The sequence below is a fragment of the Pseudarthrobacter siccitolerans genome (assembly GCF_030823375.1).
Lineage (GTDB): Bacteria > Actinomycetota > Actinomycetes > Actinomycetales > Micrococcaceae > Arthrobacter > Arthrobacter siccitolerans_A.
This window is the reverse complement of record NZ_JAUSXB010000001.1, coordinates 4,126,608-4,149,387: the sequence shown is the minus strand read 5'-3', so window position 1 is coordinate 4,149,387 and position 22,780 is coordinate 4,126,608. Positions and strand designations below refer to the sequence as shown.

General features: G+C 67.7%; 16 protein-coding genes. 6 read left to right on the top strand and 10 right to left on the bottom strand.

Annotation, left to right across the window (positions count from 1 at the left end; all coding sequences use genetic code 11):
- Positions 1-9 precede the first annotated feature (9 nt).
- Positions 10-1,446: a DUF58 domain-containing protein gene (locus QFZ36_RS19350; protein WP_306638715.1), complete on the top strand. Its 1,437-nt coding sequence runs from the start codon at positions 10-12 to the stop codon at positions 1,444-1,446.
- Positions 1,443-3,941 carry a transglutaminase TgpA family protein gene (locus QFZ36_RS19345; RefSeq protein WP_306638714.1) on the top strand — a complete coding sequence of 833 codons (2,499 nt, stop codon included), beginning with the start codon at positions 1,443-1,445 and terminating at the stop codon, positions 3,939-3,941. Before QFZ36_RS19350 ends, QFZ36_RS19345 begins: the two co-directional genes overlap by 4 nt.
- Before the next feature lie 66 nt (positions 3,942-4,007).
- Here QFZ36_RS19345 and QFZ36_RS19340 read toward each other — a convergent pair whose 3' ends face one another.
- Both QFZ36_RS19340 and rsmI read right to left on the bottom strand, forming a co-directional pair.
- Positions 4,008-5,510 (bottom strand): NAD-dependent succinate-semialdehyde dehydrogenase, encoded by a 1,503-nt coding sequence (locus tag QFZ36_RS19340; RefSeq protein ID WP_306638713.1) that lies wholly within the window; start codon positions 5,508-5,510, stop codon positions 4,008-4,010.
- 184 nt (positions 5,511-5,694) lie between these two features.
- The gene (gene rsmI, locus QFZ36_RS19335; RefSeq protein ID WP_306638712.1) at positions 5,695-6,633 is read right to left on the bottom strand and encodes a 16S rRNA (cytidine(1402)-2'-O)-methyltransferase; all 939 of its coding nucleotides are present in this window, start codon (positions 6,631-6,633) and stop codon (positions 5,695-5,697) included.
- Positions 6,634-6,678: 45 nt separating this feature from the next.
- Between rsmI and QFZ36_RS19330 the strand changes: the two genes are divergently transcribed.
- Both QFZ36_RS19330 and QFZ36_RS19325 read left to right on the top strand, forming a co-directional pair.
- A complete protein-coding gene (locus QFZ36_RS19330; protein ID WP_306638711.1) occupies positions 6,679-8,406 on the top strand; it encodes a dolichyl-phosphate-mannose--protein mannosyltransferase in 1,728 nt (575 codons plus the stop codon).
- A gap of 67 nt (positions 8,407-8,473) precedes the next feature.
- Entirely contained in the window at positions 8,474-10,303 is a 1,830-nt protein-coding gene (locus QFZ36_RS19325; protein WP_306638710.1) for an AMP-dependent synthetase/ligase, read from the top strand.
- Here the strand turns inward: QFZ36_RS19325 and QFZ36_RS19320 are convergent.
- Together QFZ36_RS19320 and QFZ36_RS19315 are read right to left on the bottom strand one after the other, a co-directional pair.
- Positions 10,294-11,538 (bottom strand): TIGR01906 family membrane protein, encoded by a 1,245-nt coding sequence (locus QFZ36_RS19320; protein ID WP_306638709.1) that lies wholly within the window; start codon positions 11,536-11,538, stop codon positions 10,294-10,296. The genes QFZ36_RS19325 and QFZ36_RS19320 overlap by 10 nt on opposite strands.
- A gap of 127 nt (positions 11,539-11,665) precedes the next feature.
- Positions 11,666-12,658, bottom strand: coding sequence for a stage II sporulation protein M (locus QFZ36_RS19315; protein WP_306638708.1), 993 nt, complete (start codon positions 12,656-12,658; stop codon positions 11,666-11,668).
- A gap of 67 nt (positions 12,659-12,725) precedes the next feature.
- Here QFZ36_RS19315 and QFZ36_RS19310 point away from each other — a divergent pair, with 67 nt between their 5' ends.
- Positions 12,726-13,526 carry an RDD family protein gene (locus tag QFZ36_RS19310; protein WP_306638707.1) on the top strand — a complete coding sequence of 267 codons (801 nt, stop codon included), beginning with the start codon at positions 12,726-12,728 and terminating at the stop codon, positions 13,524-13,526.
- A 33-nt stretch (positions 13,527-13,559) separates the two neighbouring features.
- On the opposite strand, the gene QFZ36_RS19305 is transcribed toward QFZ36_RS19310, so the two are convergent.
- The 4 genes from QFZ36_RS19305 to QFZ36_RS19290 form a co-directional block, all read right to left on the bottom strand.
- Entirely contained in the window at positions 13,560-14,798 is a 1,239-nt protein-coding gene (locus QFZ36_RS19305) for a L,D-transpeptidase (RefSeq protein WP_306638706.1), read from the bottom strand.
- A gap of 63 nt (positions 14,799-14,861) precedes the next feature.
- Positions 14,862-16,340: an adenosylhomocysteinase gene (gene ahcY / locus QFZ36_RS19300; protein WP_306638705.1), complete on the bottom strand. Its 1,479-nt coding sequence runs from the start codon at positions 16,338-16,340 to the stop codon at positions 14,862-14,864.
- Positions 16,341-16,451: 111 nt separating this feature from the next.
- On the bottom strand, positions 16,452-16,688 hold the full coding sequence (locus QFZ36_RS19295; protein ID WP_306638704.1) for a Trm112 family protein: 237 nt from the start codon (positions 16,686-16,688) through the stop codon (positions 16,452-16,454).
- Between the two features lie 77 nt (positions 16,689-16,765).
- Positions 16,766-17,155 (bottom strand): DUF3499 domain-containing protein, encoded by a 390-nt coding sequence (locus QFZ36_RS19290; RefSeq protein WP_306638703.1) that lies wholly within the window; start codon positions 17,153-17,155, stop codon positions 16,766-16,768.
- 119 nt (positions 17,156-17,274) lie between these two features.
- Here QFZ36_RS19290 and QFZ36_RS19285 point away from each other — a divergent pair, with 119 nt between their 5' ends.
- Positions 17,275-17,787 (top strand): metallopeptidase family protein, encoded by a 513-nt coding sequence (locus QFZ36_RS19285; RefSeq protein ID WP_306638702.1) that lies wholly within the window; start codon positions 17,275-17,277, stop codon positions 17,785-17,787.
- A 2-nt stretch (positions 17,788-17,789) separates the two neighbouring features.
- On the opposite strand, the gene QFZ36_RS19280 is transcribed toward QFZ36_RS19285, so the two are convergent.
- Both QFZ36_RS19280 and QFZ36_RS19275 read right to left on the bottom strand, forming a co-directional pair.
- Entirely contained in the window at positions 17,790-19,451 is a 1,662-nt protein-coding gene (locus QFZ36_RS19280) for a DUF5719 family protein (protein WP_306638701.1), read from the bottom strand.
- On the bottom strand, positions 19,444-22,773 hold the full coding sequence (locus QFZ36_RS19275; RefSeq protein ID WP_373427056.1) for a glycosyltransferase family 2 protein: 3,330 nt from the start codon (positions 22,771-22,773) through the stop codon (positions 19,444-19,446). Before QFZ36_RS19275 ends, QFZ36_RS19280 begins: the two co-directional genes overlap by 8 nt.
- Positions 22,774-22,780: the final 7 nt, after the last annotated feature.

The window sequence follows — 22,780 nt, the reverse complement described above, 5'->3', positions numbered from 1 at the left end:
CGGACTGCCATGGCGCTGCTGGACCGACTGCCCCGACACCTCTTCACCCGGCGCGGCTGGGGCATGCTGGCAGCAGGGGCCGCAGCACTTGCCGCCGCCCACGTTATGGGCCGCCGGGACCTGTTAAGCCTGGCAGTGCTCCTCTTCGTCCTCCCCCTGGTTTCCCTCGCCGGGATCCGGCTGGTCAAACCCCGCTTCCAGGTATACCGCGAATTCAATCCCTCCCCCGTGGAGACGTCCGCGCCCACCACTGTCAGGCTTGCGGTGGCACGGACCGGAGCAGGAACCGGCCGCGCCACCATGGAGGAACGGCTGCCGCCGAGGTTCGGCGAGTCGCCCACCTTCCGGTTCCCTTCCCGCTCCGCCACCGGCGGCACCAGCAGGTACGAATACCATGTGCGCTCCGCCCAGCGCGGACAGTTCCTGATCGGACCGGTGACGGCGGAGTTCACCGACCCGTTCGGCCTGTCGCTGCACAGGCAGGCAATTGACGACGGCGACACGCTCACCGTGACGCCCGCCGCCGTCGTCCTTCCTCTGACGGGGCTGGCCGGCGCCCGCGGCAACGACGGCGTCACGGCCACAAGGATCCGGGCGAACCCCAGCGACGACGACGTGATGACCCGCGAATACCGGCACGGGGACCCGATGCGCCGCGTGCACTGGGCTGCCACCGCGCGCCATGGTGAACTGATGGTCCGCCAGGAGGAATCCGTCACTACGCCCGAGGCGACCATTATCCTGGACCACCGGTTCGGGGCGTTTTCCGGCAGCTCGGGCGCCGCCCCGGCGGGAAACGCGGCCCAGGACGGCCACACGATGATCAGCAGCGAAACCTTCGAGTGGGCCGTGGTGGCGGCCATGTCCATCAGCGCCCACCTGGCCGAGCGCAACTACGCCCTGCGCCTCCTGGACGCGCGCGGGGAACCGGCATTCCTGCGTTCGCCCTCGGCTCCGGAACCCGAGCTGGAGGAGTACAGCGGGGCTTCCGGGCTCCAGTCCATCGCGGAGAGCCTTGCCGCCATCCAGCTCACAGGGCCCCACGCGCGCGGCGAGGCCGGAAGCAGGGACTTCTTCGGTACCGGGGAATCCCACGGCCACCAGGAGGCAGGGCCCCCGCCGTTTGACGACAACCTCATGGACAAGCTCTCCGCGCACCGGATGCGGGGACCGGTGATTGCCGTCCTGGGCAGGATCTCAGCGCTGGAGGCGCTGTCCCTTGCCCCCGCCGCAGGCTACGGAACCAACGCCTTCGCCATCATCGTGGCGGAACGGCCGGCGGAGTTCGAGGACGCCCTGGAGAAGCTCCGGCAGGGCGGCTGGCGCGCGGCGGCAGTGGCCCCCGGCGTCTCCGTCGCGGCCGCATGGAACCAGTTCGACCAGGACCTTGCCGTGCCGGAACTCCCGGCGACGGAGGTCCGGCGCGGAGCGGGGGTGGCGCGTTGACCATTGCACCGGCCAGGAGCTCCGGAACGGGCCGGCAACAGCCGCCGGCAGGACCCCCGGCGGGACGTAGCCGGGTGGGCGCCTACCCGTGGGTGATGGCGGGCTCCATTGCCCTGGCGGTGGCCGGGGCCGCCTTGTCCTTGAACGGTGTGTTGCGGGGCTGGGCCTGGTACTGGCCGGTTTTCACCACCGTGCTGGTGGTCAGCCTTACCCTTGCTGCCTTGCGTTCTGTCCGGGCGCAGCCGTTGCTGGTGACTGCCGGCGGGTTCCTTTCCCTGGGTGCCATCCTGACGTTGACGTTCTTCCGCGGCACCAGCTTCGCGGGCATCATTCCCACCGGAGGCAGTTTGGCGGAGCTCGACCGGCTGATCCGCCGCGCCAGCGAAACAGTGCTCTCCGAGACCGCTCCGGTGGCGCCCAATGTCGGCATCGTGATGGTGATCTGTGCCGTTCTGGGCCTGGCCGTGATCCTGGTGGACGCGCTGGCCGTACCGCTCGGCATGCCCGCCGCCACAGGCGTGGGACTGCTCGCCATCATGGTGGTGCCGGCGATGATCAAACCCCAAAGCGTCGGCTTCTGGGGATTCGCTGCCGCTGTTGCCGGGTACCTGATGATCCTGGCATGCAGCCAGTGGTACGTCCCGGACCCGCGGACACCAGCGGATTCGGCGCGGAGCCCCGGCCAAGGGCGGAGGGCAGTCCTGACCGGGGCTGTGGCCGTGGCCGCCGCCCTGGTGCTGCCGCTGGCCATCCCCGGCTTCGACCAGGGCACCTTTCCCCAAGGCTCCCGTATTAATCCATGGGGCAATTCCACCGGTTTGAATCCCATGATCACGCTGGGCAACAGCCTGCGCACCCCGGCCGGGAGCGGCCGCATCAGCTATGCCACCAACTCCCCTACGCCGCTGTACCTGCGCTCTGTCACCGTGGATAATTTCGACGGCGACTCCTGGGGCCCGGATGATCGCAACGCCTCCCGGCGGCCGCTGGGCAACGAGATCGACCCCGGTTATGCGGTGGCCGAAGAGCAGCAACTGCTCACGGCAATAGACACCGGAACCTTCACCAGCCCTTACCTGCCGGTTCCTTACGCGCCGGAATCCGTGCGGGGGCTGGAAGGCCGGTGGACCTGGGATCCTGCCACTTTGAGCATCAAGGGGACGGACACCACCTCCCGCCGGCAGGAGTACCTGGTCACCACCACCGTTCCGAAGCTGACGGCCGGACTGCTGGCCAGGTCTTCGGCGCCCGTACAGGGCATCGCGGACGACTTCACCAGGATCCCGGGCAACGTTCCGGACATCGTCCGGACTACGGCCGACACCGTGGCCGGTCCAAGCTCCACGCCGTACGACAAGGCGATGGCCATCCAGAAGTACTTGCGGTCCGCGCAATTCACCTACTCGCTGCAATCCCCGGTCCAGGGCGGTTACGACGGAAACGGCCTCTCGGTCCTTGCCGACTTCCTGGAGCAGAAGAGCGGATACTGCATCCACTACGCCTCCGCGATGGCCGTGATGGCCAGGCTCGAAGGGATCCCCAGCCGGATCGCTGTCGGATACGCACCGGGGAGACTGACCGGCGCAACCGTATCAGTGGCCGGCCAGGGCGCACTGCCCGAATATGAAGTGGATGCGAGGGATGCCCACGCCTGGCCGGAACTCTATTTCCAGGGCCTGGGCTGGGTCCCGTTCGAGCCGACCCCGTCCCGTGGTGTGGTGCCCGACTACGCCACGGAAAGCTCCGCATCCTCGTCCCCGGGCTCACTGGACAACGGCGACGACCTGACCCCGGACGCCACACCTGCACCCGCTCCAGCACCGAGCGCCGCCCCGCTTCCTGTTCCGGGGGCGGGCGGAACCGCTGACACCGGAAACCAGCTCCTGCCCTGGCTGCTCGGTACCGGGGCGCTCCTGGGAGCCGCGCTCCTCGCCGCGTCCCCCCGGCTCGTCAGGACTGGCATCCGGGCACGTCGGCTCAGGGCAGCTGATCCGGCCGCTGCCGTGCCGCTGGCATGGAACGAAATGGTGGACCTGGGGACCGACTATGGCCTGCCGCCAGAGCCGAGCGAGACGCCGAGGGCCTACTCGGCCCGGCTCCGCAGCTCAGCTTTGCTGGGGGAACCGGGCGGAATGGACGAGGCCGCGCACCACGCCGCGGTGGCATTGACTGCAGAATTCGAACGCCAAAAGTACGGGCCGCCAATAGTGGACGGGGTGCCTGAAGCGGGTCACGCCGGAACCGGGCGGAATGCCTCCCTGGCCAACGGGGTGGCCGGCAGCCGCATAGCGGCGGTTGAAACAGCGTTCCGGGCCAACGCCTCCACCCTGCGGCGGCTGCACGCCCTCTGGCTGCCGCCGTCGGTCGTTGGACGGCTGGCACGCCTGCTCGCCACACCGTTCAGGATCACGTTCAAGGCCGCAGGGGCAGCCGCGGGCAAAGCCGCGAAAGCCGCCGCGCGCACCTGGTCAGCGCGCTGGTCCGGACATTCCTGATACAGGCCTTCCAGATCCAGGCGCTCCTGCACCAGGGCAGGCGGCGGCTTTCGCCGGCAGTCGAAGCTACTGCCCGGCGTAGGGGTCGGCGATGCCGATGTACTGGGTGTAGAGGTATTCCTCGATGCCCTCGAGGCCGCCTTCGCGGCCCAGGCCGGACTGTTTGACACCGCCGAAGGGTGCAGCGGCGTTGGAGATGACGCCCGCATTCAGGCCCAGCATGCCGGTCTCCAGCCGTTCGCCCATCCGGATGCCGCGGTTGAGGTCCTTGGTGAAGACGTAGGCAACCAGCCCGTATTCAGTGTTGTTGGCCAGCCGCACCGCGTCGTCTTCGCTGCTGAAGGTGGTGATCGGGGCTACGGGACCGAAGATCTCCTCGGAAAGGATCCGGGTGCCTTCGGTGACGCCGGAGAGGATGGTGGGCTGGTAGAAGTAGCCCGGTCCCTCCACCGGACCCCCGCCCAGGACGGCCTTGGCACCGGAGGCAACGGCGTCGGACACCAGTTCGTGGACCTTGTCCCGGCTCTTGGCATCGATCAGCGGGCCCACCTTGGACTCCGGCTCCGTGCCCCGGGCGGTGGTCATCTCCTTCATCTTCGCGGCGAACTTCTCCGCGAACTCGGCGGCGACGGATTCGTGCACGATGAAACGGTTGGCCGCAGTGCAGGCCTCGCCCATGTTCCGCAGCTTGGCGAGCATGGCACCCGTGACCGCGGCGTCGAGGTCAGCGTCCTCGAAGACGACGAACGGGGCGTTGCCGCCGAGCTCCATGGAGGTGCGCAGGACGGTTTCGGAGGCGTCGGCGAGCAGGCGCCGTCCCACCTCGGTGGAGCCCGTGAAGGAGAGCTTGCGCAGCCGGGAATCCTTGATCAGCGGGCCGGTGGTGGCACCGGCCGTGGACGTGGGGATGACGTTCAGGACGCCGGCGGGCAGGCCGGCCTCCAGCATGACGGCGGCGAACAGCTGGGAGGTCAGCGGCGTGAGGTTCGCGGACTTCAGGACCATGGTGCAGCCAGCGGCAACTGCGGGGGCGATCTTGCGGGTGGCCATGGCCAGCGGGAAGTTCCACGGCGTGATCAGCAGGCAGGGGCCCACGGGCTTCTTGGTCACCAGCAACCGGGACTTGCCATCCGGAGAGACGGAGTAGCGGCCGAAGGCCCGGACGGCCTCTTCGGAGAACCAGCGCAGGAACTCGGCGCCGTAGGTGACTTCGCCCCGGGCTTCGGCCAGGGGCTTGCCCATTTCCAGGGTCATCAGCAGGGCGAAGTCCTCGGCCCGCTCGGTGACGAGGTCGAAGGCGCGGCGCAGGATTTCGCCGCGTTCGCGGGACGGGACCTTCGCCCAGGACTCCTGCGCAGCCGCGGCGGCATCCAGGGCGGCGGCACCATCCTCCGGGCCGGCGTCGGCAATGCTCAACAGCACCTTGCCTGTGGCAGGGTCCTCGACGTCGAACGTCTTGCCTGAGGCGGCATCCCGCCACTCACCGTTGATAAGCAGGCCGGTGGGAACAGAGGCCAAAAGGGCGCTTTCGCGTTCTGCGGAAACGGCCGGCTGTGCAGTGACAGTCACGATGACTCCCTCGTCAGTAGGGTTATTGCAGCCCGCCGGCAAGCGGCCGGGATGGCCGCGGTGGTACGGGCTGATTAGTTGCCAGACTACTGCCGTGCCCGCAACCGGTCTACGCCTGTACGCACTACCAAAACAGGAAGGGGCTGTGCACCTGCACAGCGCCTTGAGGGCGGCGCCAGCGTGCTCAGCGGGCAGCCAACACTGCCGAATAAAGCTCCCGTTTGCTCACCCGGACATCCTCAGCCACCGCAGCCACGGCTTCCTTGAGCCGGATGCCCTGCGCCACGAGTTCATTGACGGCGGCCACGTGGTCCTCCGGCGATCCGGCGGCCTGCTCGGGTGCCCCCGCCAGGACAACGGCGATCTCACCGCGGACCTCGGTGCCCTCAACCCATTGCAGGAGTTCGCCCAGGGACCCGCGGATCACTTCTTCATAGGTCTTGGTCAGTTCGCGGCATACGGCGATGCGGCGGTCGGGTCCGAAGCGTTCCCGCAGGGCCCGCAGCATCGCTTCGAGCCGGTGCGGTGCCTCGAAGAACACCATGGTCCGCCGCTCTCCGGCAAGGTCCGCAAGGCGCGAGGCTCTTTCGCCGGCCTTCCGCGGCAGGAATCCTTCAAAACAGAAGCGGTCGGTGGGCAGGCCGGACAGCGCCAGGGCTGTCAGGACCGCCGATGGTCCAGGGACGGCAGTGACGGCCAGGCCTGCGGCCACGGCGCCTTCCACCAACCGGAAGCCAGGATCGGATACTGCGGGCATTCCCGCGTCGGTGACCATAACGAGTGTCTTACCCGCCCTGACCTGGTCGAGGAGCTCAGCAGTCTTGGCTGCCTCGTTGTGCTCGTGATAGCTGATGACCCGGCCGGCCACTGTGACCCCCAGGCTCTGGACCAGGCGGTGCAGCCGTCGGGTGTCCTCGGCGGCAACGATGTCCGCCGTCGCCAGCAGTTCCACCAGGCGGGCCGAGGCATCGCCGGTGTTGCCGATCGGTGTGGCGGCGAGCACGATCCGCCCGGCCCCCGGCCCTGGTGCCACGACCGCTCCCGTATCCCCTGCGGGCTCTCCACCGGCCCGGCCGGGGGTTGCAGTGCCGGAATCAGGGAAGGTGCTGGGGTTAGGATCCACGCCACCAGCCTACTGCTGCGGGCGCTGCCAGCCGCAAAAGGTAGCATGGGGCTCGTGACGCAGACCTCGACGCGGCCAGCCGGGGCCGGACACGCCACACCTGCGGCGTCCACTAAAAGCCCGCCAGGAGCCGGCGGCCAGCCCGGAAACGCCCCGGTCCGTTCGTGGATCACCCGGCCAGCCGAGGCTTTTACCGTTGAATCCCTGCGGGCCCGGCTGCTGGACCGTCCGCACCAATGGCGGGACTACCCGCCGTCACTGCGGTTGTGGTTCCTGCTGGTTCCGGTCCTGACGGCCGTCGCAGGCGGGGTTCTCCGGTTCGTCCGGCTGGAGAGCCCGCACAAGCTCGTCTTCGACGAGACCTACTACGTCAAGGATGCCTACTCGCTCCTTATGAGCGGCTACGAACGGGCGTGGCCGGACAAAGCCAATGATTCTTTCAACGCCGGCAACCCCGGCGTGCTCCTGAACACCCCCGAATATGTTGTCCATCCCCCGGCGGGAAAGTGGATGATAGCCGCTGGCATGTGGCTCTTCGGCGCGGACAATTCCTTTGGCTGGCGCTTCTCCGCGGCCCTGGCGGGCACCCTGTCCATCCTGCTCCTGTCGCTCATCGCGCTGAAGCTCTTCGGGTCCCTGCCGCTGGCGGGAGCCGCCGGCCTCCTGCTGGCCGTGGACGGCCACCACCTGGTGATGTCCCGGACGTCGCTGCTGGACATCTTCCTGATGTTTTGGGTCCTTGCGGCGTTCGGTGCCCTGCTGCTCGACCGGGATGACGGACGACGGCGGCTGGCCGCCCGGCTTGCCCGTGCAGCGGACGCCAGCGGGGGACGTCCCACTCCGGCGCAGCTCCTGTCCGGGCCCTGGCTGGGCATCCGCTGGTGGCGGATCGCTGCAGGCGTCTGCCTGGGGCTCGCCGTGGGAACCAAGTGGTCCGGGCTGTTCTTCCTTGCCGGATTTGGCGTCCTTACCGTGCTGTGGGACCTCAGCGCGCGCCGGGTTGCTGGCATCCGCGGCTGGATCAGCGGCGGCATCATCAGGGACGGCGTTCCAGCCTTCCTGGGCACGGTTCCGGTTGCCGCGGTGGTTTACGCCGCGAGCTGGACGGGCTGGTTCCGGTCGGAGGACGCCTACTTCCGCCGCTGGGCGCAAAGCAATCCTTCCGCGGAATGGGGATGGCTGCCGGACTCGGTCCGGTCCCTCGCGCACTACCACCTGGAGGCGTACAAGTTCCATCAGGGCCTGGGTTCGGAACACCCCTATGAGGCAAGTGCCTGGAGCTGGCTGGTGATGGGCCGGCCGACGTCGTTCTTTTACGAATCCCCCGAGCGCGGTACCCCCGGCTGCGACTTTGACCGGTGTACGGCCGCCATCCTGTCCGTAGGGAATCCGTTGATCTGGTGGACGGCCGCCATTTCGCTGGTGGTGCTCCTGTTCTGGTGGGCTGGACGCCGTGACTGGCGGGCCGGAGCCGTGCTGGCGGGCATGGCCGCCGGATACCTGCCCTGGTTTATGTACCCCGAACGGACCATGTTCTACTTCTACGCGGTGTCCTTCGAGCCGTTCCTGCTGTTGGCGCTGGTCTACTGCCTGGGGCTGGTCCTGGGGAAAACGACGGATCCGCCCTGGCGCCGGCGGTCCGGCCTGTATGTGTTGGTGGTGTTTGTCGCGGCGGCAATGCTGCTCTCCGCCTTCTTCTATCCGGTCTGGGCCGCCGAGATCATCCAGTACCAGGAGTGGAGGCTTCGTATGTGGATGCCGTCCTGGATCTAGGGCAGGATGTCAGAAGACCCCCGAAGGAGCCGCTGCCCGCGGCGTGGCAGCGGAACGGAGACCTGCTGTGAGAGAAGCGAGCACGGAACTGCTGGTTGAGCTTGACGCTGCCAGCAACGTCACGGACCTGTTACTGGAGCGGCAGGCGGCCAACCCTGCCCATGCCCTGTACCGGCGCAAGGGGCCCAACGGTTGGGTGGATGTGCCGGCGCAGAAATTCCTGCAGGACGTCAGCGCCCTTGCCAAGGGCCTCATCGCGGGCGGGCTCGAGCCCGGTGACACCGTAGCTGTGATGTCGGCTACCTCCTATGAGTGGACGCTGGTGGATTTCGCCATCTGGTTTGCCGGCGGCGTGACCGTTCCCATCTATGAAACGTCCTCCGCAAGCCAGGTGGAGTGGATCCTGCACGACGCCGGCGTCCGGCGCGTGTTCGCGCAGGACCGCGGCAAGGCGGGGCTTGTAACGGCTGTCCTGGCGGGCTCGCCCCTGCTGCGGGACCGCCTGGTCAACGTGGTCCGGATGGATTCCGACGGCGATGCCCCCAATCTCGCGAGCCTTGCCGCTGCAGGCATGGGTGTCACCGATGCCGAGCTGGAACGGCACCGGAGCAAGGCGGTGCTGGACGACGTCGCTTCCCTGGTCTACACCTCCGGAACCACAGGCAAGCCCAAAGGGTGCGAAATCACGCACGGCAACTTCGCCCTGGTAGCCAAGAACATCGTTGCCTTCCTTCCGGAGCTGCTGCTCCAGGATCAGGCCCGGACGTTGATGTTCCTGCCGCTCGCCCATGTGCTGGCCCGCGCAGTGCAGGTGGTCTGCCTGACCGCCGGTGCCACGCTGGGACACTCACCGGGCGCGGCGGGTCTCCTGGAGGACCTGGGTTCATTCCGGCCCACCTTCCTGCTGGTGGTTCCGCGGATCTTTGAAAAGGTACGTGCCGCCGCGGCCCACAAGGCAGCTGCAGGGGGCAAAGCCCGGTTGTTCAGTGCCGCCTCTGCCACTGCCATTGAGTACTCCAAGGCGGAGGACCGGCGAAGCCGCGGTGAGGGCAACGGCCCCGGCTTGTTGTGCCGGATCCGGCACGGGATCTTTGACCGGGTGCTCTACCCGCGGCTCCGCCAGGCCATGGGCGGCCAGGTGGGGTACACCGTTTCCGGCGCCAGCCCGCTGGGCCTGGATGACGCCCACTTCTTCCGCGGCGCCGGGATCCCGGTGCTGGAAGGGTACGGCCTGACGGAAACGACGGCCCCGTGCACGGCGAACACCCCGTCGCGTACCCGGGTGGGATCAGTGGGTATCCCCATCCCGGGCACTACCGTCCGGGTGGCCGAAGACGGGGAGATCCTGGTGAAGGGGATCGGCGTCTTCCGGGGTTACCACGCCAACCAGGCCGCGAACGCCGAGGCTTTTGTTGACGGTTTCTTCCGCACCGGCGATCTCGGGGAACTGGACCCGCAGGGCTTCCTCACCATTACAGGGCGCAAAAAGGATCTGCTGGTCACGGCCGGCGGCAAAAACGTGGCGCCCGGGCCGCTCGAGGAAAAAATCCGCGCACACCAGCTCGTGGGCCACGCCGTGGTGGTGGGTGACGGCAAACCGTTTATCTCAGCCCTGGTGACCCTCGATCCCGAGGGCCTGGCGAACTGGTGCTCGGAGCGGAGCCTGCCTTCCCGGACCATCCGCGAGGCGGCCAGCGATCTGCAGGTGGTGGCCGCTGTCCAGGATGCGGTGGACCAGGCGAACCAGCTCGTGTCCAAGGCGGAGTCCATCCGCAAGTTCAGCCTGCTGGACGCTGAACTCACGGTCGAATCAGGTCATCTCACGCCGTCGCTCAAGGTGAAGCGCCACGCCGTCGTACGCGACTTCGAAGCCGAGATCGCCAAGCTTTACGCCTGATCGGCGGGCTGCTCCCCTGCCGCGCCGGCTCCGTCCTTCAGCAGGCCACGCCGGCGGCGTGTTGGCCAGGTGAGGACCAGCGTCACCAGCGCGGTCACCAGTACCAGGCCGCCAATCACCATTCCGGCGTCAATCCAGAACTGGCCGGGGAACAGCCGGATCAGAGTGTCATCCATGCTGAACGTCCAGGAGCCCTCGGCGAAGAAGATCCGGTGGAATTCCGTGAAGAACTGCTGCCAGCCCAGCACGGCCAGGGTTCCCAGGCCGAGGATCAGCACCAGCGTGATGATGGCGCCGGCGAACAGGCCCCTCCTGACGCCCCCGGAGCTGCGCCTGCGCAGGTAAAGGATAGCGATGAGGCTCACCAGGACCAGCAGCACGCCGGCGCTGAAGGTGGACAGGATCACCAGCTTGACGTCCGCCATGTGGCTGACTTCGCCGTCCTTGAAGAGCTTGCCGCCGCTGCGGTATACCAGGTCCCCCAGGTAGCGCGGCCCCGCCCAGTTGTTGAGGTAGTCCACGGCGTAGGAGCCGTAGGTCATTCTGTCGTCGGTGCTGAACCCGTAGCCGTCGCCGGGAAACCCGGGACGGTTGTATTCCACCCACAGGAACAGAGGACTGGTCACAGCCCGCACGGCGAGGATCAGCAAAACCAGCGGGAAGAAAATGGCGAGCAGGACCTGCATCACCCGCGGGGCCACGGGCTTGGCGTTTGCCGCGCTCTCCCGCTGGGCATTGCGGCGCTCCACCTCCTCCTGGGGCGGACGGACCTGCAGGGCCGAGGTGGGAAGCTGCTCCCGGAAAACGGGGGAGCTTCCGTGGCTTGCAGCCGGCCCCGGCTCTTCGACGGCGGCCTCGGCGGCTTTGCGGTCCGCCCGGCTTTCCGGCTGGTCAACGTTGCCCTGACGTGGGGCAGCCGCGCCGGTTGCGGCCGTGGCTCCTGCAGTTGCAGATCGCGCATTCCCTGCATTCAGCCGCGTCGGGGCGTCTTCATCCCCGACCGGTCCGCGGTCGCTGTCAGGCTCACGGACAGTTCTGGGGTCGGTGCCGGGCGATCCGGTGGCGGCTGAATCGGTGCGGTCCGGTTCACGAGAGCCGTCCGCGGCGGGACTGTCGGATTCGGCGCCCCCGGTCAGCCAGGAGAACGCCGGCTCGTCGGAGTCCTCTGATGTGTCCAGGACCGGGTCCGGCTCTGGCTCGGCACGCCGGGCGCGGGCAGGAGTTTCGTCTTTCACAGCAGCGTCCACTTCCGTTGGGTCTTCACGCCGGGTTCCGGGTCCACCGGCGCGCTTTCTCTGTTGACGAGCCTACCGTCCGGGATTCCGGCTGGGCGAGGAACCACCCCGGACGGTTTACAACGATTCAGGCAGCGATCCCGGAATAGCCGGCATCCTCGCGGCGCAGGTCGCCGCGCTCCCCCGCCAGGTAGGCAGGCCGGCCACACGCGACAACATAGAGCCAGTACCCTGCCAGTACTGAGGCTCCGATACCGATCTTTGCCCACACCGGCAGCGCACTGGGTGTCACGAAACCTTCCACCAGTCCGGAGGCGAAAAGCACCAGGACCAGCCCCAGGGCAACGGTGATCAGAGACCTCCCTTCCTCTGCCACGGCCCTGCCCCGGGTACGCGGGCCGGGCGAAACCATGGCCCAGAAGATCCGCAGGCCGGCGGCGCAGGCGATGAACACTGCCGTGAGTTCCATCAGGCCGTGCGGCAGGATGTAGCTGAAGAAAACATCCGGCTTGCCGGCTGCGGTGAAGATGCCTGCGGCAATGCCTACCCCTTGGGCGTTGGCGAACAGGATCATGGGCACCCACACGCCGGTGATCCCCAGGGCCACGGCTTGTGCGCTGATCCAGGCGTTGTTGGTCCAGACGGCACCGGCGAAGGAGGCGGCAGGGTTTTCTGAGTAATAGTTGATGAAGTCTTCTTCGACGTACTGCCGGGCCGCCGCCTCGGAGGCCACTGCCCGCAAGGCCTCAGGGCTCCCGGCTATCCACAGCGCATACACCGTCCCGATGATGACAAACGCGGCACCACAGGCCAGGGTGAGCCAGGTGAGCCGGTACAGCGCCGCAGGAAGGGCCACCACAAAGAACCGCGCCAGGTCCGCCATGACATTGGAGCGCGCTCCGGTGAAGCGGGTCCGGGCCTGCGCCAGCGTGGCCGAAAGGGACGCGGAGAGGCCGCTTTCCGGAGCCAGGGACCGGATGAGCGACAGGTGGGCGGACGTGGACTGGTACAGGGCCAGCAGTTCGTCTGCTTCGGACCCGGTGAGCCTGGCCTTGTAGGCCAAGTGGTGCAACCGGGACCACTTGTCCGCATTGACGGCGGAGAACGCGTCCATATCCACGGCATCAGCCTAGCGCCCGGCACTAGACTTGCGTCTGCAACATCAGCCGCTAGGAACAGGAACCAGTGTGAGTTCGATCGTCACGGGGGAAGCAGTCGTTCTGGAATTGCGTCCGGCCTCCTTCGCGGCGCGCGCCCTGGGCTTGCTCCTGGATATGGCGTTGAGCATCGTGTTGCTGGTGGTGATCCTGATAGGGCTGTCGGCCGCCGGCGGGGACCTGGACGGGGCCGCCCAGCGGGCGTTGGTCCTTGCCAGTGTGGTCTTTTGCCTGGTAATCGTTCCGGTGGCGGTGGAGACCCTGAGCCGCGGGCTCTCGCTGGGCAAGCTTGCGGTGGGCCTCCGCGTAGTCCGGGAGGACGGGGGCGCCATCCGCTTCCGCCATGCCCTCATCCGCGGCCTGACCGGATTCCTGGAAATCTACTTGACCTTCGGCGGCCTTGCCATCGCCGTGGCCCTCTTTAATGAGAGGTCACGCCGGCTGGGCGACCTGCTGGCCGGGACGTACGCCATCCGCAGGCGGGTACCGGTGGAACAATCCGCGCCCGTGTTCGTTCCGCCCCGGCTCCAGGCCTGGGCGGCTGCAGCTGACATCGGAAGGATTCCGGACGCGACGGCGCGGCGGGCATCCCAGTTCATCCGGCAGGCCGGCCGCATGGCGCCCCTGTCCAGGGCCGGAATGGCTGAGTCAATCGCCACCGAACTGGCGGCCCGCGTTGCTCCTCCCCCGCCTCCCGGAACCAGCCCTGACGACTACCTTGCCGCCGTCGTTGCTGAGCGGCGGAGCAGGGAGCTGGCCAGGCTGAGCAAGGCCCGACGGCGGAATGCTGAGACCGGTGAGCGGCTGCACCGGCTGCCTTTCAGCAGTTAGGCCCCTGCAGCTGCGCCGGTTCCGGCAGTTGCGCTAGTTGTCGTATTCGCCCCAAGGGATGTTCCAGTCACCGAAGCCGTCAGTGTGGGCCGCGAAGTCACCCTCGGTGTTGACGATCTGGACCACGTCGCCGGTGCCCATGTTGTCGAAAACCCAGGCAGCGCCGTCGGGAGCGAACCCGATGCAGCCATGGGAGACGTTTGTGTTGCCGATGAACGGGAAGGCGGACGGCAGGGCCTGGTGGATATACGCGCCGCTGAGGGTAAGCCGGATGGTGTATTCGACGTCCACGTCGCCGTAGTAAGCGGGGTCGTCCGGCTTCAGTCCAATGCTCGAGGCGCGGAAGTGGTCATAGCGTTTCTTCTCCATCAGAACGCCGTAGCCCCGGGCAGACGGGAAGCGCTGGTCCCCCATGCTGACGGGCAGCGTCTTGACCACTTGGTCGTTGACGCTCAGCGTGAAGGTATGGGCTGTAGCGTCAGCCACCGCCACCTTCTTGTCGCCGATGGAGACGTTCACCTTCTTGTTGAAGTTGGCGATCTGGCCGTTCCCCAAGTCCACGCCGAACAGCTTCATGTCCATGGTGATGGTGGAATTCGCGGCCCAGAAGTTTTCGGGCCGGTACCGGACCATGGTGTCGCTGTACCAGTGGAAAGCGCCCGCCTGGCCGGCGCTGCTGGAAATGGTGATGGCCTTCTCCACGGCCTCGCGGTTGGTGACAGGTTCACTGAAGATGACCTGCAGGGGCTGCCCCACACCCACTTTCATGCCGTCCAGGGGATAGATGGCGGCATCGGCTTCATGGGAACTGGAGACAGTGCTGAACGTCTGCGTGGTGCTTGTCTCGCGTCCGGCACTGTCCTTGACCACGTAGGTGTAGCTGTAGTCCGTGTTGAACTTCAACGCTCCAGCCGCGGTCCAACCGGTGCCCTTGGCGTCAATGCTGCCTTCCACGGTCTCGCCGCCGGTGCTGGTGAGGGTGACCCGTTCAATGGTGCCGTTGGCCACATTCAGCGACACCGGCGCAGCAGGATTAACCTGTTTGGCACCGTTGGCGGGTGCGGCCTCCAGTTTCACGGGGGCGACCACCGGCAGGGCGAGCCCGGGAGATGTCCTGACGGCGGAGCCTGCCTCGGATTCGATCGCGCCGCCGGCGGCTCCCGGGGCTACCGCGGCGAACACGCCGCCTACGGCGGCGAGGAGGCATACGGCCGCCACCACAAGAATCTTCTTGGCTCCGCCGGTCCGGCGGGGCTTGATTTCAGGCTCCATATTTTGATCCTAGGCGCAAAAAGTAACAGCCCGGGTGCGGTGGGCACCCGGGCGCTTCACTTCTTAGTAACGATAGTGCTCGGGCTTGTAGGGGCCGGCCACGTCGAGGTCCAGGTACTCCGCCTGGTCCTTGGTCAGCTCGGTGAGCTCCACACCCAGGGCGTCCAGGTGCAGGCGTGCCACCTTTTCATCCAGGACCTTGGGCAGGACGTAGACCTGGTTTTCGTACTCGCGCTCGCCCGCCGCCTGGTCCTTCTTGGTCCACAGCTCGATCTGGGCAATGGTCTGGTTGGCAAACGAGTTGCTCATCACGAAGGACGGGTGACCTGTGGCGTTGCCCAGGTTCAGCAGCCGGCCTTCGGACAGGACGATGATGGAACGCTCAGCGGCGGTCCCGGCGTCGAAAACCCACTCGTGGACCTGCGGTTTGATCTCCACTTTCCTGATGCCCGGGATCTTCGCGAGCCCGGCCATGTCCATCTCGTTGTCGAAGTGGCCGATGTTGCCCACGATCGCCTTGTTCTTCATGCCCGCCATGTGCTCGGCCATGATGACGTCCTTATTCCCCGTGGTGGTGATGAAGATGTCACCCTGGGCCAGCACGGACTCAAGCTTGGCCACCTGGTAGCCGTCCATCGCCGCCTGCAGCGCACAAATGGGGTCGATTTCGGTGACGATGACCCGGGACCCCTGGCCGCGGAGTGCCTCGGCCGCACCCTTGCCGACGTCGCCGTAGCCACAGACGACGGCGACCTTGCCGCCCATGAGCACGTCGGTGGCGCGGTTGATGCCGTCCGGGAGTGAGTGCCGGATCCCGTACTTGTTGTCGAACTTGCTCTTGGTGACGGAATCGTTGACATTGATCGCGGGGAACAGCAGCTTGCCCTGCTCGGCCAGCTGGTAGAGGCGGTGCACGCCGGTGGTGGTTTCTTCGCTGACGCCCTTGATGGTGGCGGCTGTCCGGGTCCATTTCTTCGGGTCCGCCGCGAGGGAGCGGCGGAGGACCTCCAGGAAGATTCCGTACTCCTCGGAGTCGGCGGGGTCGGCGGAGGGCACGTTGCCCACTGCTTCGAACTCCACGCCCTTGTGCACCAGCATAGTGGCGTCGCCGCCGTCGTCCAGGATCATGTTGGGGCCGAGCTCGGGATCGGATTCGGCACCGGGCCAGGTGAGGATCTGCTCGGCGGTCCACCAGTATTCCTCCAGGGTTTCACCCTTCCAGGCGAACACCGGCACGCCCTGCGGGTCCTCCACGGTGCCCTTGCCCACCACGACGGCGGCAGCTGCCTCATCCTGGGTGGAGAAGATGTTACAGGAAGCCCAGCGGACCTCTGCGCCGAGGGCCGTCAGCGTTTCGATCAGCACGGCGGTCTGCACGGTCATGTGCAGCGATCCGGCGATCCGCGCGCCCTTGAGCGGCTGGCTGGGGCCGAACTCCTCGCGCAGGGACATCAGGCCGGGCATCTCGTGCTCGGCAAGGCGGATCTGGTGCCGGCCGGCTTCAGCCAGCGAGATGTCGGCAACCTTGTAATCAAAAGCCATGGGTAAATCCTTTACTTGGTCCGGCGGTGTGGCCGGTGCTGTGTCCGGGTACTGCGGCACCGGGGCGCCGGTGGCCGGGTGGAGCCTGTGGTCGGGGGGACGTCGTGGGCGCTACTCTGCGGGCGGCGCAGCCATGGACGCATCGTGCTGGTCCGAACCAGCGGAAGCGGCGGCTGCCAGCAGTTCGGGCGGAAGCAAGAGCGGAATGCCGTCCTCGATGGCGTAGCGGGGCTTCACTCCGGACTCGTCCGCGGCGGTGGCAACAAGTTCCTCGCCCTCCTGTACCAAGGGCGAACCTGTCACGGGACAACGCAGGACGGACAGCAGTTCAGGACTGATCTTTGGCATTGGTACATGCTCCCTGGCGGGCGCGCTGGCGCCGGTAGCGGACGGAATTGCAGCTTCCAGCGTACCGCCAGATCCGTTCAGGACGGTTCCCGCAGGACGCGCAGGTGGCCCCTTCGGGTACCTTCCGCTCCGGCCGGAGCTTCCAGTGCTGAATGCGGCCCGCGTTTGGCAGTGGCCGGCTGCGGCTGGGCCGGCAATGCAGCGGCGTCCCGCACAGCATTGGCCAGGGCCAGCAGGTCATCGGGGCCCGGCTGCTGCGGAGTGGTGGGCATGGCGAGGCGCAGGACCTCCCAGCCCCGCGGGACGGTCAGGGAGCCGGCGTGCTGCTCGCACAGATCGTAGCAATGGGGCTCGGCATAGGTGGCCAGCGGACCGAGGACCGCGGTGGAGTCCGCATAGACGTACGTCAGGGTAGCCACCGCTGACTGGCGGCACGCAGATCTCGAACACTGACGGATAGCTCCCACGACATCCCAGACTACTCGCTGTCCACCCCAAAACCCCGCATTGCGGCTTCGGGTCGACGCGCCCGTGAAGGTGGCGGCAATGTGTCGCGTAATTGTTCGCCCGGGTTTACAGTCGATGTATGCAGTCATCGAACCATGAATCAGGTTTTACGGTCCGGTTGGCTGACCCGGATGCCCGCAAGGACCAAGGCGCCGCGTTGCCCGGCAAGGGCTTTATGGCCCGCCGCCGCAACCGGCACGGACGCGGCCTCCGGGGCGAAATGATGCTGCCCACCCATCCCGGTTACCGCACGCGCTCGGACCGGTTCGATGACATGGTGCTGGACTCCGCGCAAAGGCTTCACGATATCTGGGGCAAGACTCTCGACGGCGTCCGGTTCGGCGTGGATGAAATTCCTCCTGACCTCGAACAGCTCGCGGCGAATTCGACCCCGGCCCCCATGGGCGCCTACATTCCTGGCACGGACGGGGACGGCCCGATGATTACGGTGTACCGGCGCGTGGTGGAGCAGGCCAGCGGAGGCCTCGACGACCTCCAGGACCTGGTCCATGACGTGGTGGTGGAGCACACCGCCGAAATGCTCGGTGTTGCCCCCGAAACCCTTGATCCCGTCTACCGGCGCCGGTACTGACGTCAGTAGCTGAGCGTCACCGGTACTGTTTCCTGTCCGGCAGCTGCCGGCAGGAAAGCCAGCGACGAGATGTCGTCCCTGCCGTCCTGCTGGAGCAGCAGGGCACCGTAGGCAGCGTCCCCCGACGCCGAGACCACATAGCCGACGACGTCGGAACCGTCAGCCTTTTCCGGAATGGTGATGGACGCCGTCGTTCCCCCGGCGATGTCCGCCGTGGCCGGCGCCTTGACTTTGCCGTCCGCGGTGATGGCCGCATAGGTGATGGTGGCCCGGTTCTCCAGCGCACCAAAAACCAGGGTGCGCTGCCCACCCGGCGGAACCGGGACCACATGCTGGCTGCCCAGCCTCACCCCGGATGCCGCCCACGCCACATCCACCGCCCTGCTCTCCTGGAGGCCTCGGGTCACCCGTGCGGCGGCCACGAAGGTGACATCAGATGATGCCGCAACTGTGTAGTGGCCGGCCGGGACCCCTGCCAGCGGAATCTCCGTGACCGCCCCCGCTTTTGCGGTGATGACGCCTCCGGAGGGCAGGGCCTTCTGGCCGTCCCGCCCGTAGAGCTTGACCTCCACCACGGCGTCGGAGGGGCCTGGCACGGTAATCTGCAGGGCCGGCCCGGCGTCCTGGTATCCGGACTTTACCGTCAGGGACGCAACCTGGCCGGCGTCCTGGATGTCGACGCCGGTCATCACCTGGCGGACGGCCGGTGCGGCGCCGGGGGCAATGAAGTCAACGCCTCCCGGGGTGAGTCCCCGGAGGACACTTTGCTGGATGACCGCTGCCACGGGGCCACCCGCGCTGCGTACGTGCACACTTAGTTGTGATTCACCCGGGGCGAGGCCGGCCAGTACCACCGGCCGGGAAGTACCGGGGGCAACAAGCAGGCCGCGGCTTCCCGGCGCCTGGATCTGTCCACCGGAGCCGAACAGCTCCAGGCTCACCGTGGCCGGGGTGGTGGAAGCGTTGGCGAGCATCAGCACGGACGTGCGGCCCACGGTGGTACTGGCACCGGCAAGCCATTGGTCGTTGGACGGCTGCTGGCAGCTGGCGGCCGCCGTGCCCTGCAGGTCACCGTCTGTAGCTGTGAACTTCATCGCTGCCGCCGCGGAGGCCTTCTGGTTGGCTGCGGCATCGGCGCTGAGCACACGCACCTGATTCACCGGCCGGCCCGCCACCACCCCTGCCAGGAGTTCCTGGGGAGCACCGGTGGGTGCAGGCTGGCCGGGCGCCTTGGCGATATCGACGGTAGTCCTGCCGTTGAGTTCCGTGAGGCGGCTTGCCGGCAAGACGCCGCCGGCGCTGAGCACGGCCCCTGTGAGGGAACTGGCGGCCGTCTCTGACTCCGGGCTGAACTGCGGGTCAGTGCCTGCTTCCGTGCCTTCCAGCAGGCGGGCGGGCCCGGGACAGACTCCCACGCTGCTTCCGGCCGGAACTGCGGACACCCCCGCAGGGACGCTGCGGCTGGATTCGGCCTGCGGAAGGAGGGACCCGGCCGCAACCACGGCTCCCGCGCCGGCCATAATGACCGCCGCGGACGCGAGGCCTGCCACGAGGGCTTTCCGGCCGTTCCCAAGGCGCTTTGCCGGGACGGCGCTCTCCTGGGTTTGTTCCCCGCTTGCAGGTACGGCCTGCGATGCTGGCGGGGAGACAGAGTCGTTACGCATTCTGGTGTTCCTTACGCAGGGAGCCTTCATCCCGTGAAAGGCCGGTTCGCTGGCGCCGGGCCGGCATGGGGATGGCCAGCATCACGGTGAGCCCGATGACAGCCGCTTGGCCGATTCCGGCCCACAGGGCGCCTGGGTTTTCGTACCGCACCGTCAGGTGGCCCGCCGAGGGCGGAAGGGTGAATGCCTGGGACCACCCGGACGTGGTTGCGGTCAGCTTCCGGCCGTCCAGCCACGCGGTCCAGCCGGGGTCCGCCCGTTCCGCGAGCACCACGAGGCGGCCCTCCGGACCCTCGGGAATTGCGGCATCGACGTCGTCGTAGCCCGAAGGTACCAGGCCGATCGCGGCGCCGCTGCCGTCGACAATCCGCACCCGGTGCGTGATGTCTGCCGGCTGCAGCGCCGGCTGGTTCAGTGGGGTGATGCGCCAGAGCCAGCCGACGTCGGTCTGCCCCACAGCAATGAGGCCCGGCACTGCGTCCATCCTGCTGGCGGTCAGCTGCGCCGCGGTATCGGCCGCCCGCAGCACCACAAAGCCGGCGCCCAGCTGCTCCAGGTCGGTCCGGGGGTCCACGCCCTGGCCTGCAACGAGGGTGGCAACTACCCGGCGGACCGCGGCGGTGACCGCGTCGTCGTCGCGGACTGTTTCGGAGCCCGGGGTGCCCAGGATGTTTCGCGCCGAGGCGATGGCGGAGAGGCTGTCGAGTGTGGTGCCCGCACCACGCATCAACGAGGCGTCATAGGTGCCGTCATCGCGGGTGCTGATCAACAGCGTGCGCGTCTGTTCAGGCCCGGTCCCCCGGTCGATGGCCGTGGCCGGCAGGATGCGCTGGCCGGCGGCTTCCACCAGGCGGGGTGTGCCCAACGGCAGGCCAGGGTCCGCAGGCACCTGCGCTGTTGCGGGGGTGGTACGAAGGAGGTTTTGCGCCGACCAGGCCGCCATGCCGGCCAAGGGCCCAACGACGAGGAGCGCCATGCCCAATGCTGCGGCGGACCGCAGTGCGAGCTTGTGCTTCGCGCCTCCTGCTGCCGCCCGGTCCGCACGATGCAGGAGCTGCTCCGCCCCCAGCAGGCCGGCGCCAAGAAGGGCAAAGGCTGCTGCAGAAACAGCCGGCCCGGGGAAGGGAGTGACCATGATGTTGGCGTTGATGCCGGCGGCGACCTGCCCGGCAGTCCAGCCTCCGGCCAGAGCAATGGTGGCAACAATCCACAGGCCCCTGGCAATTCCGGTCCGCTGGCCTGGCAGCCAGATGCCAGCGACGGCCAGGAGCAGGACCGGGCCGGCTACCAGGAAAGCAAGCACCACTGCCCAGGGCAGGGTGCCGCCGGCGAAATAGGGAAGCCCGGAAAGGCCGCTTCCCTGGCCGAACTCAAGCGGCTGGCCGAGGAGCTGCTGCCACAACGGAGCGGCGTCGAAGGCCAGCGGCACGCCGGGATCGGCCAGCACGGCCCGGGGCCTGTCGAGGGTGGATAGTCCGAAGGGGATGAACAGGGCGGCGGTGGGCAGCAGCGCCCACCACACAGTGCGCCCGCGGCCCCGCAGGAGGAGCCCGCAGAGAAATATCACCACGCTGGCCGGAATCAGCAGGGAGGGCGCGGAAGCTGTCACTACCGCCATCGCCAGGCCTGCCGCCGCAGCCGCTGTCCAGGACGGCATCCCGTTGATCCCGGGCTTGACCGGCGGCTTGTCGGTGAAGCGGCGGTCGCCCTGCGCCGGCGCCTCGAAGCGGCCCTGGCCCACCGCCGAGCCGGTAGCCCGCAGCAGGGCAAGGGCCAGCAGGGGAATCATGATGTGGGCGATGAGGGCCCCGGGCCGGCCCTGGTTCAGGGCCACCTGCAGGGCCGGGGCAGCGGCCCAGAAGAGCGCGGCCGCCAGGCGGAGCCGACGGCGGACAGTCAGTCCGCCGGAAGCAAACCAGGCTGTCAGGCCGGACAGCGGCGTGCTGAGCAGGAGCAGCCAGGCCATGGCCGCATTGGCGTCGCCGCCGCCCAGCACCCCCAGGATCCAGAGGACGTAGCCGAAGGGGTCCCCGCGGCCCGGGAGTCCGGCGCCCAACGAGATCCACCAGCTGGACGCGTGGTGCCAGATGTCACCCAGCTCCGCGGCCACCGGAATCAGTGCGCCGCCGGATACTGCTGGGGCTCCGAAGATTCCGGTCAGTCCCAGCAGCGACGTGACGGAGGAGATGATGACGGCGGCCAGCGCCCCGTTACCTATCCAGCCGCGTTTACTGGTGGCCAGCGCGGCAAAGTCGTCAGAAGCGTCACCGCTGGGCTGATGCGCCAGGGGGTCGTGTTCGAGGTCGTCAACCGAGTTGGTATCCGAGCCCAGGGCTTCCATCAGCGAACGCCGGTGGCTCCAGACCTCCCGCCGCGGTGTCTGCAGCTTGCGGATGACGGAACGCCTGATCCTGCGCGTCTTCCGGGCGGTCCGCCTGGCCTTGGTAACCGCGCGGGGCCTGCCCAGCGCAGCGAACGTCGAAACGAGTTGGGTAATGCCGTGCCCGGGATCCTTGACGGCAATACTCAGCACGAACTTGAAGATGCTTCCCAGCAGGGCGGCCGCCGCGTGGACCGGCACCATCCACAGCGGTGCATGCTTCAGGCGCAGATGGACCTGTGCCTTTCGCGCTGCAGCCGCATTCCCCAGCGCATGGGGCCGGTGGGCCACGTGGAACATCCTTGCCGCGGGGACAACCACCACGCGGTGTCCCGCCAGCCGGTTGCGCCAGCAGAAGTCAACGTCGTCGCCGCTGCCCGGCAACGCCGGGTCAAAGCCGCCCAGCTGCTCCCAGATGTCCCGGCGGACCAGCATGCCTGCCGAATTCACGGCAAAGGTATCGGTGCGGCCGTCGTATTGCCCCTGGTCCAGTTCATCGGCGTCGATCAGGGTCAGCCGTTCGGCCCAACGGCTCGTTGAAAGACCGACGTCGATCAACTGGCGTTCGGCGTGCCAGTCCAGCTGCTTGCAGCCTGCCACGGTGACAGATGGCGCGCGTTCAACGGCGGTGAGAAGTTCAGCCAAGGCTTCGGGGGCGGGCGCTGCATCGTCGTGGAGCAGCCAGATCCACTCCGAGCCGCCAGAGGCGGCGTCGCCCCGCAAGGGTGCGAGCTGGGCAAGGCCGGCGTTTACCGCCGCGCCCATGCCGCTCTTCCCGCGGTGGCTGACGACGTGCGCCACACCCAAGGCCCGCTGCAGGAGGACCTCCGAATCGTCGCGGGAACCGGCGTCGACCCCGATGACGTAGTCTGCCGGCCGGGTCTGATCCGCCAGTGCGGCCAGGGTTCTGGGGAGATAGGCACTGCCGTTGTGGGCAACCACAACGGCA

Coding starts and splice junctions, on each gene's coding strand:
- QFZ36_RS19285 (WP_306638702.1), top strand. CDS start 17,275: ATGCAGTCATCGAACCATGAATCAGGTTTTACGGTCCGGTTGGCTGAC.
- QFZ36_RS19280 (WP_306638701.1), bottom strand. CDS start 19,451: ATGCGTAACGACTCTGTCTCCCCGCCAGCATCGCAGGCCGTACCTGCA.
- ahcY (WP_306638705.1), bottom strand. CDS start 16,340: ATGGCTTTTGATTACAAGGTTGCCGACATCTCGCTGGCTGAAGCCGGC.
- QFZ36_RS19305 (WP_306638706.1), bottom strand. CDS start 14,798: ATGGAGCCTGAAATCAAGCCCCGCCGGACCGGCGGAGCCAAGAAGATT.
- QFZ36_RS19330 (WP_306638711.1), top strand. CDS start 6,679: ATGGGGCTCGTGACGCAGACCTCGACGCGGCCAGCCGGGGCCGGACAC.
- QFZ36_RS19295 (WP_306638704.1), bottom strand. CDS start 16,688: ATGCCAAAGATCAGTCCTGAACTGCTGTCCGTCCTGCGTTGTCCCGTG.
- QFZ36_RS19350 (WP_306638715.1), top strand. CDS start 10: ATGGCGCTGCTGGACCGACTGCCCCGACACCTCTTCACCCGGCGCGGC.